This window comes from Streptomyces sp. NPDC015032, from assembly GCF_043080425.1.
GTDB lineage: Bacteria > Actinomycetota > Actinomycetes > Streptomycetales > Streptomycetaceae > Streptomyces.
The window spans coordinates 57,320-71,817 of the sequence record NZ_JBIBVN010000003.1; the positions used below are offsets into that span (position 1 = coordinate 57,320).

14 protein-coding genes and 2 pseudogenes are annotated in these 14,498 nt (G+C 68.8%); 8 read left to right on the top strand and 8 right to left on the bottom strand.

Annotation, left to right across the window (positions count from 1 at the left end):
* Positions 1–56: 56 nt before the first annotated feature.
* The 3 genes from ACF08M_RS06030 to ACF08M_RS06040 form a co-directional block, all read right to left on the bottom strand.
* Positions 57–647 carry a hypothetical protein gene (locus ACF08M_RS06030; protein ID WP_392184036.1) on the bottom strand — a complete coding sequence of 197 codons (591 nt, stop codon included), beginning with the start codon at positions 645–647 and terminating at the stop codon, positions 57–59.
* Positions 644–2,071, bottom strand: a complete 1,428-nt coding sequence (locus ACF08M_RS06035) for a sensor histidine kinase (RefSeq protein ID WP_392184467.1) — start codon at positions 2,069–2,071, stop codon at positions 644–646. Before ACF08M_RS06035 ends, ACF08M_RS06030 begins: the two co-directional genes overlap by 4 nt.
* Positions 2,072–2,238: 167 nt before the next feature.
* A complete protein-coding gene (locus ACF08M_RS06040; protein WP_392184037.1) occupies positions 2,239–2,925 on the bottom strand; it encodes a response regulator in 687 nt (228 codons plus the stop codon).
* Between the two features lie 197 nt (positions 2,926–3,122).
* On the opposite strand from ACF08M_RS06040, the gene ACF08M_RS06045 reads away from it, so the two are divergent.
* Together ACF08M_RS06045 and ACF08M_RS06050 are read left to right on the top strand one after the other, a co-directional pair.
* Complete coding sequence (locus tag ACF08M_RS06045) at positions 3,123–4,028, top strand: DUF3152 domain-containing protein (protein ID WP_392184038.1); 906 nt, start codon at positions 3,123–3,125, stop codon at positions 4,026–4,028.
* 496 nt (positions 4,029–4,524) lie between these two features.
* On the top strand, positions 4,525–4,866 hold the full coding sequence (locus tag ACF08M_RS06050; RefSeq protein ID WP_392184039.1) for an FAD-dependent oxidoreductase: 342 nt from the start codon (positions 4,525–4,527) through the stop codon (positions 4,864–4,866).
* Between the two features lie 144 nt (positions 4,867–5,010).
* Here ACF08M_RS06050 and ACF08M_RS06055 read toward each other — a convergent pair whose 3' ends face one another.
* Positions 5,011–5,232, bottom strand: coding sequence for a hypothetical protein (locus ACF08M_RS06055; RefSeq protein ID WP_392184492.1), 222 nt, complete (start codon positions 5,230–5,232; stop codon positions 5,011–5,013).
* Positions 5,233–5,473: 241 nt separating this feature from the next.
* Positions 5,474–5,971 (bottom strand): annotated as a pseudogene (locus ACF08M_RS06060) (class I SAM-dependent methyltransferase); the annotation flags it as partial.
* Between the two features lie 86 nt (positions 5,972–6,057).
* Between ACF08M_RS06060 and ACF08M_RS06065 the strand changes: the two are divergent.
* The 4 genes and pseudogenes from ACF08M_RS06065 to ACF08M_RS06080 all read left to right on the top strand — a co-directional run bounded on the left by ACF08M_RS06065 (position 6,058) and on the right by ACF08M_RS06080 (position 9,619).
* On the top strand, positions 6,058–6,474 hold the full coding sequence (locus ACF08M_RS06065; RefSeq protein ID WP_392184040.1) for a SnoaL/DnrD family polyketide biosynthesis methyl ester cyclase: 417 nt from the start codon (positions 6,058–6,060) through the stop codon (positions 6,472–6,474).
* Between the two features lie 294 nt (positions 6,475–6,768).
* On the top strand, positions 6,769–8,400 hold the full coding sequence (locus ACF08M_RS06070; protein ID WP_392184041.1) for an MFS transporter: 1,632 nt from the start codon (positions 6,769–6,771) through the stop codon (positions 8,398–8,400).
* 147 nt (positions 8,401–8,547) lie between these two features.
* Positions 8,548–8,934: pseudogene (locus tag ACF08M_RS06075) on the top strand (SOS response-associated peptidase); the annotation flags it as partial.
* A gap of 118 nt (positions 8,935–9,052) precedes the next feature.
* Positions 9,053–9,619, top strand: coding sequence for a hypothetical protein (locus tag ACF08M_RS06080; RefSeq protein ID WP_392184042.1), 567 nt, complete (start codon positions 9,053–9,055; stop codon positions 9,617–9,619).
* Here ACF08M_RS06080 and ACF08M_RS06085 read toward each other — a convergent pair.
* Positions 9,537–10,367: an IS5 family transposase gene (locus tag ACF08M_RS06085; RefSeq protein WP_392184043.1), complete on the bottom strand. Its 831-nt coding sequence runs from the start codon at positions 10,365–10,367 to the stop codon at positions 9,537–9,539. The two genes, ACF08M_RS06080 and ACF08M_RS06085, sit on opposite strands and share 83 nt — an antisense overlap.
* A 504-nt stretch (positions 10,368–10,871) precedes the next feature.
* On the opposite strand from ACF08M_RS06085, the gene ACF08M_RS06090 reads away from it, so the two are divergent.
* Positions 10,872–11,936 (top strand): hypothetical protein, encoded by a 1,065-nt coding sequence (locus tag ACF08M_RS06090; protein WP_392184044.1) that lies wholly within the window; start codon positions 10,872–10,874, stop codon positions 11,934–11,936.
* Positions 11,909–12,214 carry a hypothetical protein gene (locus tag ACF08M_RS06095; protein ID WP_392184045.1) on the top strand — a complete coding sequence of 102 codons (306 nt, stop codon included), beginning with the start codon at positions 11,909–11,911 and terminating at the stop codon, positions 12,212–12,214. Before ACF08M_RS06090 ends, ACF08M_RS06095 begins: the two co-directional genes overlap by 28 nt.
* A 326-nt stretch (positions 12,215–12,540) precedes the next feature.
* Here the strand turns inward: ACF08M_RS06095 and ACF08M_RS06100 are convergent, their stop codons facing one another.
* The gene (locus ACF08M_RS06100) at positions 12,541–13,317 is read right to left on the bottom strand and encodes a phosphotransferase (protein ID WP_392184046.1); all 777 of its coding nucleotides are present in this window, start codon (positions 13,315–13,317) and stop codon (positions 12,541–12,543) included.
* A gap of 612 nt (positions 13,318–13,929) precedes the next feature.
* Positions 13,930–14,496, bottom strand: a complete 567-nt coding sequence (locus ACF08M_RS06105; RefSeq protein ID WP_392184047.1) for a DUF6529 family protein — start codon at positions 14,494–14,496, stop codon at positions 13,930–13,932.
* Between the last annotated feature and the right edge of the window lie 2 nt (positions 14,497–14,498).

Genomic DNA, 14,498 nt, shown 5'->3' on the forward strand with positions numbered 1-14,498 from the left:
CCGCCCCGCCCGTACGCGGGCCGATGTGGCTCGTTGGGCCGTGCCTGGGCTTGCTTCTACGGCTGGAGAGAGCCGGGGCACGAGTCGGCCGACTGCGTGATCGTCCAACCGTCCCCGATTACACGGACGTTCGAGTGTGCGGGGGAGGGTTGCGCGGTGTCGGGAGGAGTGGTGGAGGCTCCGTCCCGATTCCCGTCCGCGGGCGCCACGGCAAGCAGCGGAGCCATGTGGGCCACCGTGCACGCCAACTGCAGCATGGCCGGGTGGCTGAGGGGAGGGACATCTTTGGGGAGGTGGACGAGGAGGGCGTCGTCGCCACCGATCGCCACCTCCAGCGTGTCCGTCAGGCGGGGCAGCTCCGTGGTGGCCGTCGTGGCCTCGCTCGTGGTCGGTCCGGCGAACAGAAGGCGCACGACGGCCCCGAAGTCCCCGGGGTCGCCGATACTGCGCAGATAGGGCCTCAGCTCTCCGTTGTGCAGGAAGTAGAGGGAGACGGCGGCGGGTGCCGGGGGCTTCGGGCTGGGAGGGAGCATGCCGCTCGCCGGTTCGCCGGCCTCGATGACGCCGGACGGGGGGACTCCGCACGCCGCCAGGGTGAGCGCGGCCGTGAGCCCGGCCAGCAGCGCCCCTGCGCGCGAGCCCTTCACCGGGCGCCCGCGGCGGCGTCGTATTCGGCGGCTGCGGAGTCGCGGTGCAGGGGGAGCTCGACCGTCAATACCGCGCCGCCCTCCGGCAGGTTCGCCGCACGGATGCGTCCTCCGTGCAGGTGCACATTCTCGGCCGTGATGGCCAGGCCCAGCCCGCTGCTCTCACTTCTGGTCCTTGATGTGCTCGCCTTGTAGAAGCGCTCGAAGATGTGCGGCATGGCTTCCTCGGCAATCCCCGGTCCGTTGTCGGTCACCTCGATGACGGCCCACGCCACATCTGCTTGCTCCTCCCTCACGCCGATGGTCAGCCGTACCGGCGGTGCCCCGTGCCGCAGCGCGTTGCCGACCATATTGGCCATCACCACGTCGATTCGGACCGGATCCACGCGTGTTCTGAGCACGCCCGGTCGGGGCAAACGGGTTTCCACCCGGCCCTGCCACCCGCGAGAGGCGAGGGTGCGTTGTGCCGACTCGGCCAAGTCGATCTCGTCCAGGTTGAGTTCGACCGCGCCCGCGTCGAAACGGGAGATCTCCATCAGGTCGTTCACCAGCCCGCTGAGCCGGTTGGTTCCCTCGCTGAGGAACCGCAGCGCGTCGCCGGTCTCCTGGTCCAGGTGCCGTGTCCTCTCGTCCAGCATGTCGGTGACCGCCGACATCGCCGCCAGCGGCGTGCGCAGTTCATGGGAGACGTCCGCCACAAAGCGGCGCGCCTGGGCCTCCAGGCGGCGCAACTCCGCGACCGACTGCTCCAGGGCGGCCGCCGTCTCGTTGAAGGATCGTGAGAGGTCGGCCAGTTCGTCGGAACCGTTGACGGCCAGCCGGACGTCGAGGTGCCCCTCGGCCATCCGGCGCGTCGCCCGGCGCAGCGCCCGTACGGGGCGGAGCACGGCGCTCGCCGCCAGCAGGGCCAGGACGACGGCGAGGCACAGTGCCACCAGGGTGGCGCGCTCGATGCCGCTGATCATCGCTCGCACATAGGCTTCTTCGGTGTTCTGCGACACCACCAGGTACATCACCATCCCCGAGAGCCTGGACTCCCCGCCCTCGACGGCGGTGTACGTGACCGGCATTCCGACGACGAGACAGGGATGCCCGTCGGCGTCGATCCGCTGGAACACCGCGGCGCGCTTGGTCTGCACGGACCGGCGCAGTTCGGGGCTCAGCCTGTCGAAGCCGGCGCTCGGCGCGTGGGCGCGAAGGCCGCCGTACGTGGCCATGACCCGCCACCCTTGTGACTGGTTGGCGCCGAGCACCTGGTCCACCGCCGACTGCAGCTCCGACTGGTCCGGTGTGGCGGAGGTGTGGGCGGCCACGGCGTCGACGCTCGTCCGGAACTGCCTGATGACGGAGTCCTGGCTCTGCTGCAGTACCCCCGTGCGCGCCTCCCGGAAAGCCAGTGCTCCGGTGCCCAGGGCGCTGGCCATGGTCACCAGGACGAAGGCCGCCACCAGACGGGGGCGCAGCCCCCGCAGCGGAAGCGGGACTCGGGCCAGGACCGCCCCGAGGAACCGCCCCGGTCCGGCGACCTGCCCGGCCGCGGCGGCCTCGCGTCCGCGTACGGCCTTTCGTGCCCGCACGGTTCTGCGGTCGTTCACGAGATGCCGAAGCGGTAACCGAAGCCGCGTGCAGTCTGCACGTACCGGGGATCCCGGCCCTCACCGAGCTTGCCGCGCAATCGCTTCACACAGGCGTCCACGAGCCGTATGTCGCCGTGGTAGCTGTGCTCCCAGACCGCTTCCAGCAGCTGCTGGCGGCTGAACACCTGGCCGGGTGAAGCCGACAGGGTCAGCAGCAGCCGAAGCTCGGAGGGGGCGAGCGCGACGGGTTCGCCGCGGTGTGTCACCGCGAGTCCCGCCCGGTCGATGACCAGCTCACCGTGCGACTCCGGCCGGGGCCGGAGGCCGTCCGATACTGACGCGTCCTGTCTGCGCAGCACGGCCCGTATGCGCGCGTCGAGCACCCGGGCCTGCACGGGCTTGACCACGTAGTCGTCCGCGCCGGCCTCCAGCCCCACGACCACGTCGATGTCGTCCCCCCTGGCCGTCACCATGATGATCGGCACCTGGTCGCGACCCCTTATCCGCCGGCACACGTCGAGGCCGGACATGCCGGGCAGCATGAGGTCGAGCACGATGACGTCGGGCTGGAAGGAGCGGAGCTGTTCCAATCCCTCTTCACCGGTTCCGGCGGCGAATACCTCATGCCCCTGATGTCGTAGCGCCAACTGGACGGCCTTACGGACATCTGGGTCATCTTCGACAATCAGGACTCGTGGCACTTCGCAAGTGTAGGCCGATCGGATGAGGTGACCGTCCCGGAGAGGGCCCCTCGCGCGTGCTGTTACCGAATGATCACAACAGGCCGGGGCGGTGGCGGTCCGGTCCCGGGCTGCGAGAGTCACCGGCAAACCACCGTTGCCATTTCGTCATCATCCGAGCTCATGGTGATCATCTGAAGCGACCAGTCTGAGCTGCCATGCATTCGGCACGAGAGCGGGAATCCGCAGCACCCACCGGCAGCGCCCCGGCCTCCCACCGTGGTGGCCGTCAGCACCGGTCCTCCCACCGCCGGGTCGCTCCGCGCCGGGCCTCCCGCCGCCGGAGCGCTCCGCCCCGCCGGTCGCGGAGCTATCTGATCGGCGCGCTGCTGGCCGTCGGCCTGCTCGGCTCGGCGCCGTACCTCCTGGACGGTGGGCGAAGTGACGCGTCGAGCGGTGCACCGCGCCCGCGGAGCACGCTGCGCGTCACCCCCGCGCCCGCCCCGACGCCCACTCCGACGACCACTCGGCCCCCTGCCGAGAACGACATCCCTTCGAGGGGCACCGGCTCGTTCGTCACCGCGGACGCCGGCGGCGCGAAGGTCGGTCACGGGTCGCGCCTGCTCCGCTACGTGGTGGAGGTCGAGGCCGGGCTCGAGATCTCGCCGACCCAAGCGGCGAACGAGATCGCCGACATACTTGCCGCTCCCCGGGGCTGGACCCGCAACCAGGCCTACTCCTTCCAGTTGGTGGGCGCGGGAGCGCCCCACGACCTCACGGTGAAGATCGCGACACCGGGAACGGCGGACGCCCTGTGCTGGGCGGGCATCCACCAGGACACCGAGGGCGAATACAACTGCGAGGTCCCCGACGGGGTGGTGGTCAACCTCAAACGCTGGGTCGAGGGCTCGCCCACGTTCGACGGCCCGATTCATGACTACCGGGCGCTGATCATCAACCACGAGATGGGGCACTTCCTGGGCCACACACATATGACCTGCGCGGGTCCCGGGCGACCGGCCCCCGTGATGATGCAGCAGATCAAGGGTCTGCACGGATGCATCGCCAACGCCTGGCCCTATGACAAGGACGGTCGCCTCGTCTCCGGGCCGAACGTGACGTGACCTGCGGCGCAGCATGCGTGTTCGGGTAGTTCGTCGCATCTTCGTGCAGCACGTTGCAGCGATCTGCATGATCGATTTCCCATCGGTTTCCCAGCTTCCCATCTGGCCGAGCTGGGAGAATCTGGGCGAAATCGCCACAGGGGCCGGAGGCCAGTGCTGGTCTCCGGCCCCCGCTGCCTGTCCCCCTCCAGCATCACCGGGAACCCGCCGTGTGCGACTGGGATCTCACGTCGCGGCAGAGGGTCTGAGAGGGCGCAATGGCAGGGGCGTGGCATCCAGTCGCCTGTTCTGGCTCGTGCAGCGCCAGCAAGCAACGAGGGACGGGAGGTGCTGACGACCGCGATGCCTCGGCTGGCTTCCGGCGTATCGCCGTCGGTGCCCCGACGCGGCGAGGGATGGTGACGGCGTTGCGGCCGCCGATACCCGGTGCGTTCTTCGACTTCCGTACGATGAGGTCGGCGGCTTCGCCCAGGACGAAGCCGCCACCACCTCAGAGGTGAAGTTTCCCCCCGCCCCCTGGCCGGCGACCCATGTGACCCTGCTCGGCGACGCCATCCACAGCATGACGCCACTGCGCGGCGTCGGCGCGAACATGGCGCTCAACGACGCCGCGCTCCTCGCCCGCGAACTCACCGGCAGCGCCGACCCACGGCTGGCCGTGGGCCGGTACGAGGACGCGATGCGGCGGGACGGCTTCCGCGCGGTCTCCGAGTCGCTGCGGGCCGCCCGGATGTTCGTGTCCGAGAGCACGACACAGCGCCTGCTGTTCAAGACGGTGCTCCGGACCGCCTCAGCCGTACCCCCGCTCCGCAAGGCACTCTTCGCCAAGCTCGCCTGACCGGCACACGGAACCCGACAGCGGACGCGCTCCCCGGCGTCCGCTGTCGCGCATACCCCAAAGCAGGACCGCATCCCGGCCGCTGAGCAAGCGGATGCGGACGGACATGACGCCCGCCCGCGTCCTCACCGCGCAAGCGCCCCGTCAGGAGCCGACGCGGGCGGTGACGAACCGCACCGGAGTGGCGATCACCAACGAGCCGTCGGGGCCGCTCAGTTCCGACAGCCCTGCGATCAGCGAAGCGCGCAGCTCCTCGGCGACCGGCTCCGGCAGGCGCTCCCACAGCAGCCGCATGCCCTGCGTGTGCGACCAGTCGACCCACGCGGCCGACGACTCGGCGGTCATGGGAACCGGCTGGTCCCGCACGGTCACGTCGGTGAACCCGGCCTCGCCGAGCGTCGCACGGAGCAGGTCGAGGCCCGACAGTCAGCCGTTGTAGCGCCGGCGCAGCTCGCTCGGCTGCCAGTCGGCCGGCAGCGCCGCGGGCACGGACTCGGGAATCATCGCGGTGAACACCGGCGGCAGGAACGGGAAGCTGTCCGAGTCGAAGACCGGGCAGGTGAAGGCGAGCCTGCCCCCCGGCGGCCATGATGCGCGGGTAACGCGCCAGCGCGGCAGGCGCGTCGGGCAGGAACAGGATGCTGTAACTGCCGAGGGCGAGATCGAACGAACGGCGCGCGAAGGTCGGCCGCTCGGCGTCCATGACCAGCAACTCCACGTTGTCGGCGCCGCTCCGCGCGGCCTCTTCGCGGGCGGCCTCGATCATGGTGTCGGCGATGTCGATGCCGACGGCCCGCCCCGTGGCCCCGACGGCACGGGCGGCCGGGAACAGGGCGGCGCCCCGGCCGCAGCCGACGTCGAGCACCCGCTCGCCCGGCCGCGGTGCGGCGAGTTCGACCAGACGGCGGCCCATCGGGGTGAAGAGGCCGACCCCGCCGCGGTCGTAGGAATCGGCGGCGTTCTTGAAGGCGTTCGTCACCCCGGACTTGTAGGCAGTCGAATCCATTCTTTCCTCCGCATCATCGGCTTTCCTCAGAGACAAGCGGTTGCCGGTGGAGCGTGGGTCGAGACTTTCTCGAGTCGGGCTCTCGGAATTACCGCGCATGGCCCGGGGAGGTCTTGTGGTGTGCGTTGTGCGGGGTCAGGATGGGCGCCACGAAAAGCGTCCCGAAGGCGGAAAGGGAGAGAGAGATGAGCGACGCGATAGATGTGGTCCGCCGTATGGTCCAGGCATTCCAGACGGGAAAGACCGAAGACGCGGCCGAATACATTCATCCGCAATATCTCAACCCGGCGACACTGGAACGCTCGGACAAACGAGGCCCGGAAAGCTTCACCGACTCCGTCCACTGGGTACGGAACGCGTTCTCCGAATTGCATCTGGAGGAGATCGAGTACCGCGAGGGCGGCGGGTACGTCACGGCGTACCTGGTGATGAGCGGCCGGCACACCGGCGACCTCGTCGGACTCCCGCCCACCGGACGCCGGTTCGCGGCCGAGCAGCTGCACCTGTGCGAGGTGGTCGACGGCCGCATCCGGCACCATCGCGAATGGCGCGACGACCTGGGCTGTCTCCGGCAACTCGGGCTGCCCGCACTGCCCGACTGACCCCGCCCGCGGCGAGATCGACCTCGTTGCGAGCGCCTCGCAGCCCTTGCTAGAGTCCTATTCGGCTTCTCACCGTTGGGCTCATGCCTCGCCAACCAGCTTCTTCGGGTCCCGATGACCGTGGAGAAGGTGGGAGTCACACCGCACAGAGGGTTATCTCTGTTTTTTTGGCGACGGCTCTTCCTATGCCCCGCCATAACGGAGTTCCCTTTCGGCCAACGGTCTACGGATGTCGCCATTGCGGCGCATATCCGAAGCCACGGCCGGTGCTCCGAGTTCATGGAGGTCATCGGAGTGACGGAAGTCAAGACGGCGGAGGCGGCCCCGGTCACGCAACGACCATGGCTGGTCCTCGCCATCATGTGCGTCGGCTTCTTCATGGCGCTGCTGGACGGAAGCATCGTCAACATCGCCATCCCGACATTGATCAACGGCCTGGACGCGTCCTACGACCAGGTTCTGTGGATCATCGACGGATACATGCTGGTCTTCTCGGTACTGCTGATCACCACAGGGCGCCTCGGCGACATCTACGGCTATCGGCGGCTGTTCCTGATCGGCATCCCCCTCTTCACCGCGGCGTCGGCCCTGTGCGGGCTGGCCGAGACGCCCGAATGGCTGCTCGCCGCGCGCGTGCTGCAAGGGCTGGGCGGGGCGCTGCTGTTCCCGCAGGTGATCTCGTCGATCCTGACGATCTTCCCGCCCCAGCTGCGCGGGCGGGCGTTCGGTCTGTTCGGTGCCATCGTCGGCTTCGCGCCGATCGTCGGCCCGATCGTGGGCGGGTTCCTGCTCGCCCACCTCAGCTGGCGCTGGATCTTCTTCATCAACGTGCCGATCGGCATCGTCACCGCCCTGCTGGCCGTGCGGTACGTCCCGGTCATGCGGCCCGGCCGCAGCAGCAGCCTCGACCTGACGGGCGTCGCCCTGGCCACAGTCGGCCTCACCGGCATCGTCTTCGGCCTCATCGAGGGCGAGCGCTACGACTGGGGAACCATCACCGGGCCGATCAGCATCGCGTCCGTCATCATCGCCGGCGTCGTACTGCTGGTGCTGTTCGTCCTGTGGCAGCACCGCCGCAAGAACGACTCCCTGATGCCGCTCGCCCTGTTCAACGCCCGCAACTTCTCGGTCGGCAACGGCGTCGGCTTCATCTTCCAGCTCGGGATGATCGCCATCGCCTTCGTCCTCGTGCTGTATCTCCAGACGGCCCGCGGTTACAGCGCGCTGGAGACCGCCGCGGTCATGCTGCCCAACGCGATCCTGACCGCGGTCGGCTCCACCTACGCCGGCCGGCTGTCCGACAAGTTCGGCGGCAAGTACGTCCTCATGACCGGGCTCGCCCTGCTCACCGTCGGCCTGCTCGTGCTGGTCGCCTCGACCGACGCGCACAGCGACGCCTGGAGTCTGCTGCCCGGCCTGATCATCATCGGCATCGCCAGCGGCGCGACCTTCGCCCCGCTGCAACAGGCCACCATGGACGGGGTGAACCCCCAGTTGGCCGGCGCCGCCTCCGGTGTCTCCAACACCACCCGCCAGATCGGCGGCGTCCTCGGCACCGCCGTACTGGGTGCCCTGCTGTCCGCCCGGATCAACGCCGACCTCCCGGGCGAGGCGCAGGAGCAGGCCACCCAGCTGCCCTCCGGGCTGCGCGACCAGTTCCTCGCCGCCGCCGACAACGCCGAGAACTTCCGTCCGCCCAGCCCTCCTGCGGGGCTGAGTGTGAGTGAGACCGCCCTCTTCCAGCGGCTCGGCGACGAGGCCTTCGCGACGAGTTTCACCAACGCCATGCACGTCACCTTCCTGACGGCCGCCGCCGTCCTCGTCGCGGCGACCGTGCTGTGCGGCCTGTTCACGACTCCGCCCAGGGCGGAGGCCGCCCAGGAAGCCACATTCGAGGAGGACACCCGCACCACACCCGAGGACTGACCCGGCAGCCGCCACCGAGCAGAGCGGGCGCCCCACGCGCCCGCTCTCGCCCGGCCGGTTCACGGGTACGACGCCCCACGAGCTGCCGCCTCACACCCCCGGCCGCTCCACCAGGACCCACACGCCCCGCCATGGCACAGTGGCCGTATGTGCGGCCGCTACGCCTCCACCCGCAGCCCCCAGGACCTGGCCCAGCTGTTCGAGGTCACCGAGTGGCACCCCGAGGAGACCCTCGCGCCGAGCTGGAACGTCGCCCCGACCGACGATGTATGGGCGGTCCTGGAGCGCGCCCCGCGTGGCGCGGGCGAGGACGCCCCGGCTCGGCGCCGGCTGCGGCCGCTGCGCTGGGGCCTGGTGCCCTCCTGGGCGAAGGACGTGAAGATCGGCGCGAAACTGATCAACGCGCGCGTGGAGACCGTGCACGAGAAGCCCGCCTTCCACCGCGCGTTCGTCAAACGCCGCTGCCTGCTGCCGGCCGACGGCTTCTACGAGTGGGAGCAGGTCAAGGACGCCAAGTCCGGCAAGGTCCGTAAGTGCGTTGTGGCAAAGGGAGTCCCTGTTCGATGAGCAGGGGCTTTTTCATGTGCGGGGCATGATTGCGGCGGGGTAGGGGCAGCCAGCGGGCGGCTTGTTGTTGATCGAGGAGGTTGCGATGCCGTCGGTGCTGGGGTTGATGGAACAGCGTGAGGCGCGGGCGAGGCAGGACCTGGAGTCCTGGACGGAGGTCCTGGAGCAGGCTCAGGCGGAGGTGGATGCCGCGCGGGAGCGAGTTGAGCGGGCCCGGGTGGGGCGTGAGGAGCTCGTGTCGGTGTTGGCCGAGGAGGGCCCGGTGAATACGCCGGTGTCCGTGCCGTCCGGTGGTGGGGCGGCTTCGGTCGGGGGTTCGAGCGGCTCCGGTGCGGGTCATGGTGAGCGGCCGCCGGTGTGGCGGTCGGGCATGGGCGAGGAGGTGCTCAGCGGCGTGTATCGGGAGGTGTTCGCGGCGGTGGTGGCCGCTTCGGGGCCGGTGAACGGGGTGGAGCTGACACGGGCGGTGGGCCGGGAGGCGGAGATCAAGAACGAGGTGGAGAAGATCCGTCACCGTGCCTATGTGCTGGAGAAGCGGGGCTGGCTGGTGCGGGCGAAGGACGGCCGGTTCATGCCCGCGTCTTCAGCAGCCGGCCGGGGCGGTTCTCCGGCCGGCGCGGAGCGTCCCCGGCCAGGCGGCGGGACAGCCTGATCACGGCGGCCCACCACACCATCTGGGCATGGTGGTCGGGTCGGCGTTCGTGGTCGCGGTTGAGGCGGCGTGAGCGGGAGAGCCGGCTCGGCGTGCGTTCCACCACCCACCTGCGGGCCAGGACGACGAAGCCGCGCTGTCCGTCGGACCGGCGCACGACCTCGATCCGGATTCCGTGGCGGGCGAACGCCCTGGCCAGCGCCGGGCCCTGGTAGGCACTGTCGACCCACACCAGTTTCAGCAGGCGGCCCGGCTGGTCCATGAACGTTTCCAGCAGTGCGGGGGCGGCCTTGGAGTCGTGGACGTCGGCCGTGGTCACGGTGACCTCCAGGAGCAGGCCCTCGGTGTCGGTGAGGATGTGACGCTTGCGCCCGTCGCGTGACTTGCCGCCGTCGTATCCGCGGCTGTCCTCGCCGACGGTCTCTGAGGCGTCCACTGACTGGCTGTCGATGACTCCCGCGCTGGGCTCGGCGTTGCGGCCGGAGCGTTCTCTGGCCGTGTGGCGCAGGCGTTCGTGCAGTTCACGCACGTAGTCGTATGTCCGCCAGCGGCGGAAGAAGTCGTAGACCGCCTGCCAGTACGGGAAGTCGACGGGCATAGCCTTCCATTTCACACCGTTGTCGACCAGGTAGCGCACCGCGTCGAGTATCTCGCGGTGGCAGTACGCCTCGGGGCGTCCGCCCCGCTTCAGGAGCCAGGCCGGCACCGGCATCGCGCAACGGACCTCGGCCCACTCCGCGTCTGTCATGTCACTCGGATAGCAGCCTGCCCGGCGTTCCGGAGCGATCGAACCGAACCTGCGCACGTAGCAGTCACACCCAGGGATGACCGCAGTGGACGCAGGCACAGCAGAAATGGTCAACTCGTCCGACAACGGGTCTCCTTGCTCGTGACCGGCCTCAACGACCACGTCACTACCAAGGGGCCCGTTTCTTCATGCCTACGACCGCACCGACATCTCAGTCCGAGCGATCACCCGCACCCGCAGGCTCCGAACGAGATCCGGTTTGCCACAACGCACTGAGATCCGCAAGCTGAAGCATGCGGTGATCGAAGAACTGCGCCAAGCCGGTCATCTCCCCGAGAGCGACGGCTGACAGGTCCGGCGCTGATGGACCGGTGCAGATCCCCACCCTGCGAGAACTCACCTTCGACTCCACCGCATTCGACCCCAACCCCCTGGCATACCAGGCCATGTGCAGGGTGAAGAACGCGCCTGCCATGGCCATTGAGCCAGAGACCAGGAGGCCTCATGCCCTACATCGAATGGTGCGGCGATAAGTGCCGGGTCAAGTGGTGGGCGGGTGAGTACCTGCCCAACGGCCGCAAGAAGTACGAATCCGAGTCCGGCTTCGATGACGAGGAGACGGCGTGCAACTACGGCCTCGACCGTGAATACGAAGTCCGTCATGGCACCACGGTCAAGCCGAAAGATGGCAAGACCCTCATATCGGCCTACTGCTGGGACTGGTTTGACGCCCAGGACCTGCGACCGGCATCCATGCAGTCCTACAAGTCCATCATCAACAAGAGGATCGAACCCTATTGGGGAAGCAGGGCCGTCGGCGACATCACTACATTCGAGTACGAAGGATGGAAGAGGACCCTCCGCGCGGCCGCCGAGCGCGGAGAGATTTCGGCCGGATACGTCAAAGAGATTCTCATGGTCTTCGGCGCCATGATGGATGACTCGGTGACCCGCTACCAACTCCGCACGACGTCTCCAGTCGTGAGGGAGAAGCAAGGCCGCGGCAAGTACAAGAAGAAGATACGTGTGCCGAAGCGCCCCATGGAGATGATCACGCTCCATCGGCTCGCGACCAACGCATACCACGTCTGGGGGTACACCGGCTGGACGTACATCTGGACCGCGGCGTTCACCGGTATGCGGCCGAAGGAGATGTGGGGACTGCAGCGGTGCTTCGCCTCACCGAACTGGCCGGTCTCGGACCCGTTCGAGACGGACGACGTAAGGCGTGAACCGGACCTGGATCGCTACACGAAAATGCCGGCTCTCCGGGTGCAGCACCAGCACCAGTGGGTTGACGGGGGGCGGACGCTGGTGGAGCCGAAATACGAATCGTGGCGGACGTTGGTGGTGCCGCCGTTTCTGCATGAGATGCACAAGACACTGCTGGCTTCGCATGGCTCCCAGTGGGTGTTCCGGGCGCACAAGGGGGGCCGCTGCTCGGAACGACCTTCGAGGAAGCGTATTGGCGGCCGATCCGAGATGGGAGCCCAGAACGCAAGGGGCGGTATGCGCGGGCGGAGATCCCTGCGGTGCCGGAGATGGCGACGAAGCGGATCTATCTCCTGAGGCACGGCCACAAGGAGTGGCTCGACGAGGATGGGCACCCGCGGGTGGCAGTGGAGACCCGCATGGGACACGAACTCGGCGGAGTGGAGGGCGTGTACGCGAACGTGACACCGGGGATGGAGTCACGGATCGCGGAATCGTTGCAGGAGCGGTGGGAGAAGTTCGTGGGGGAGGGGGAGGACGTATGGCTGCCACCTTTTCCCAGTCCTTTCCCAGTTGATCACTCGATTCCCGTTCCGCACCAGGTCAGCGCGCGTTCCGCCCTAGATGTCGATTGATGCAGCACGATCAAGGGTCTGCACGGATGCATTGCCAACGCCTGGCCCTACGACAAGAACGGTCACCTCATCTCCGGGCCGCTTGTCACGTGACGCGGCGGCCGTTCCCGGAGGCGCGCCGCTCGAGGGAGCGGACCGGCGTTGCAGCGCGGTCATGAGCGGAGCCGGTGGCCATGAACGGTGGGCGCCGGCCCGAACTCGGCGACGACCCCCGTGGTCGTCAAGGCCGCCAGGGGCTCACCGTGCCGTGTTCCTTCCCGGCGTGCGGGTGCTGTCGCCGTGGACGGAGGCCCACGATCGAGCCGCACCCCGGCAGAGGCCGCCGGCTACTCGGCCGAGGTGCATCCGGTGATGTCCGACAACTCCTCGTACAACCCTGCCAATGCGGTGCGGTCGTCGTCGGTGCCCGTGTGCGGCGCGGCGAACCAGCGCGCGTATTCAGCGATCTCGGAAAGCCGCCAGTCGAGCGCGAACAGCTCGACCATCGCCGGGTCGGGGTTCAGACCGGCGCCGGCGGCCGTGCCGAGCACATCGGCGTAGTCCCGCTCGCGCGGCGCGAGAGCCAGCGACTCCCAGTCGACCAGCTTCAGTCCACAGACACTCATGACCTGGTTGGCGAAGTGCGGCTCACCATGGGTCGGCACCCAGGTGTCCAGGCGGGCCCATGCGATGTCCGCCAGCTCCAGGTAACGAACGGTCCAGCGTTCGATCGCGTCGCAGCGGGCGGCGAGCGCGTCCCGCGCCTTCTCTGCCAGGGGTCCCGATGTCCAGGGCCGGCCCGTGCGGACCCGCACCTCATCGGCGAACTCCGGGCCCACCCGTGGAATCCAGTGCTGCAAGCTGTCCGGCGGCACTGCCCGATGCAGAGCGGCCAGCGCGGCGACGACCTCATGGACGTGCTGGGGCTCTCGGGCCTCCGCCCTGGTCGGAGACCGCCCGTCCAGCCACGGCGTCACGCTGAGCACGCCGGGCCCGACATCGACGGTAAAGCCCCCGGACCGGGCAGGCACCGGCGCGCACACCACATCCAGACCGTCGGCCGCCAACGCCGCGGCCCCCGCATAAGCAGCCTCCAGCGAGGTCGCGGTATGCCGGGGCGCCAATTGGTCCAACGTCACAAACAGAGTCCTGCCGGCGCCACGCACTCGCCAGTGGTACGCGCCGAACCCCCAGGGCAGGTACTCGACTTCGGCAGCCTGAGGCAGCCAGTGGGCGGCGACCGCACGTAGGACCGCGTCATCGCTGATGAAAGAGGGAGGGGAAAACACAATGCCCGATTCTAGGAAGCGCGGTAGTCCGCCGTCATGCTGTTTTCGCCGCCGGCCACTTCCACCGGAGACGCCGCTCGCGCTGCGACCGGCTGCCGCTGCGCCCCCCACCGGCGACCGTCCGAAAATGTGCACTAACCTCCCCGTTTCAGTTGGATTCGGCTGAGCTGTGCTGACTGTGGTGCGCCCTGGCTGTCGGCGGGTGGGCATACCTGGGGCCCGGCGCTCGGGTCGGGTGCTCCGGGTTCCTCGGGTTGTGGGTGGGCAGATGCAGCGCCGTTGGTCAGGTGGCTGACCTGGGCAGGGCCGCGAGGCCGAAAGCGTTCGCCAGCTCATGTCGTCAGGGCCAGGTGACGGCGATCCGCTGGGCAGCGTGTCGCTCACCGCGATGCTGTCGGTCCAGCCGGGGGCGCCGTTGGCCGCCGGGAGAGACGTCTCGCGCTCTGCTCACAGGCCGGGTGCCTGGAAGCCGTTCAGGTACCAGAGGGCGGCCGCGTACCAGATCAGGGCGATCGCGGTGACGAGGGTGCCTCCAGCCAGAGGGAGTGCCCAGCTGGGCCAGTGGCGGTGGCGGACCACGATGACCTTGGCGACGAAGGCCCCGTAGAGGAAGCAGCCGGCGAGCGAGTGCAACGCCAGGCGGGTGTCGGTCAGCTGGACGCCGTAGGTGGTGATGCAGTGCTGAGCGATGGGGAGGGACAGGAGGAAGGCCGTCAGACCGATGAGGCGGTGTGTCGTGTTGACCCGGTGCGGTGCGGTTCGCAGTGCGGGCAGGCGGCCGTACATCCAGAGGGCGAGAAGCAGCTGAATCAGCGCCAGGCCCAGTAGTGCGGAGCCGAGTTGAGCCTTGAGCAGTCTGGCGTCGTCGCCGCGCTGCCCGAAGAGACTGTTCTCGTAGGCGGGGGTGTGTACCCGGCCGTACCAGTAGAGGCCGACCATGACCGCCACGGGCAGGAGCATCCACAGGACGCCGTGGAGCCGTCGGTGGTTGGCAGGGTGAGCGAGGCCGTCCACGT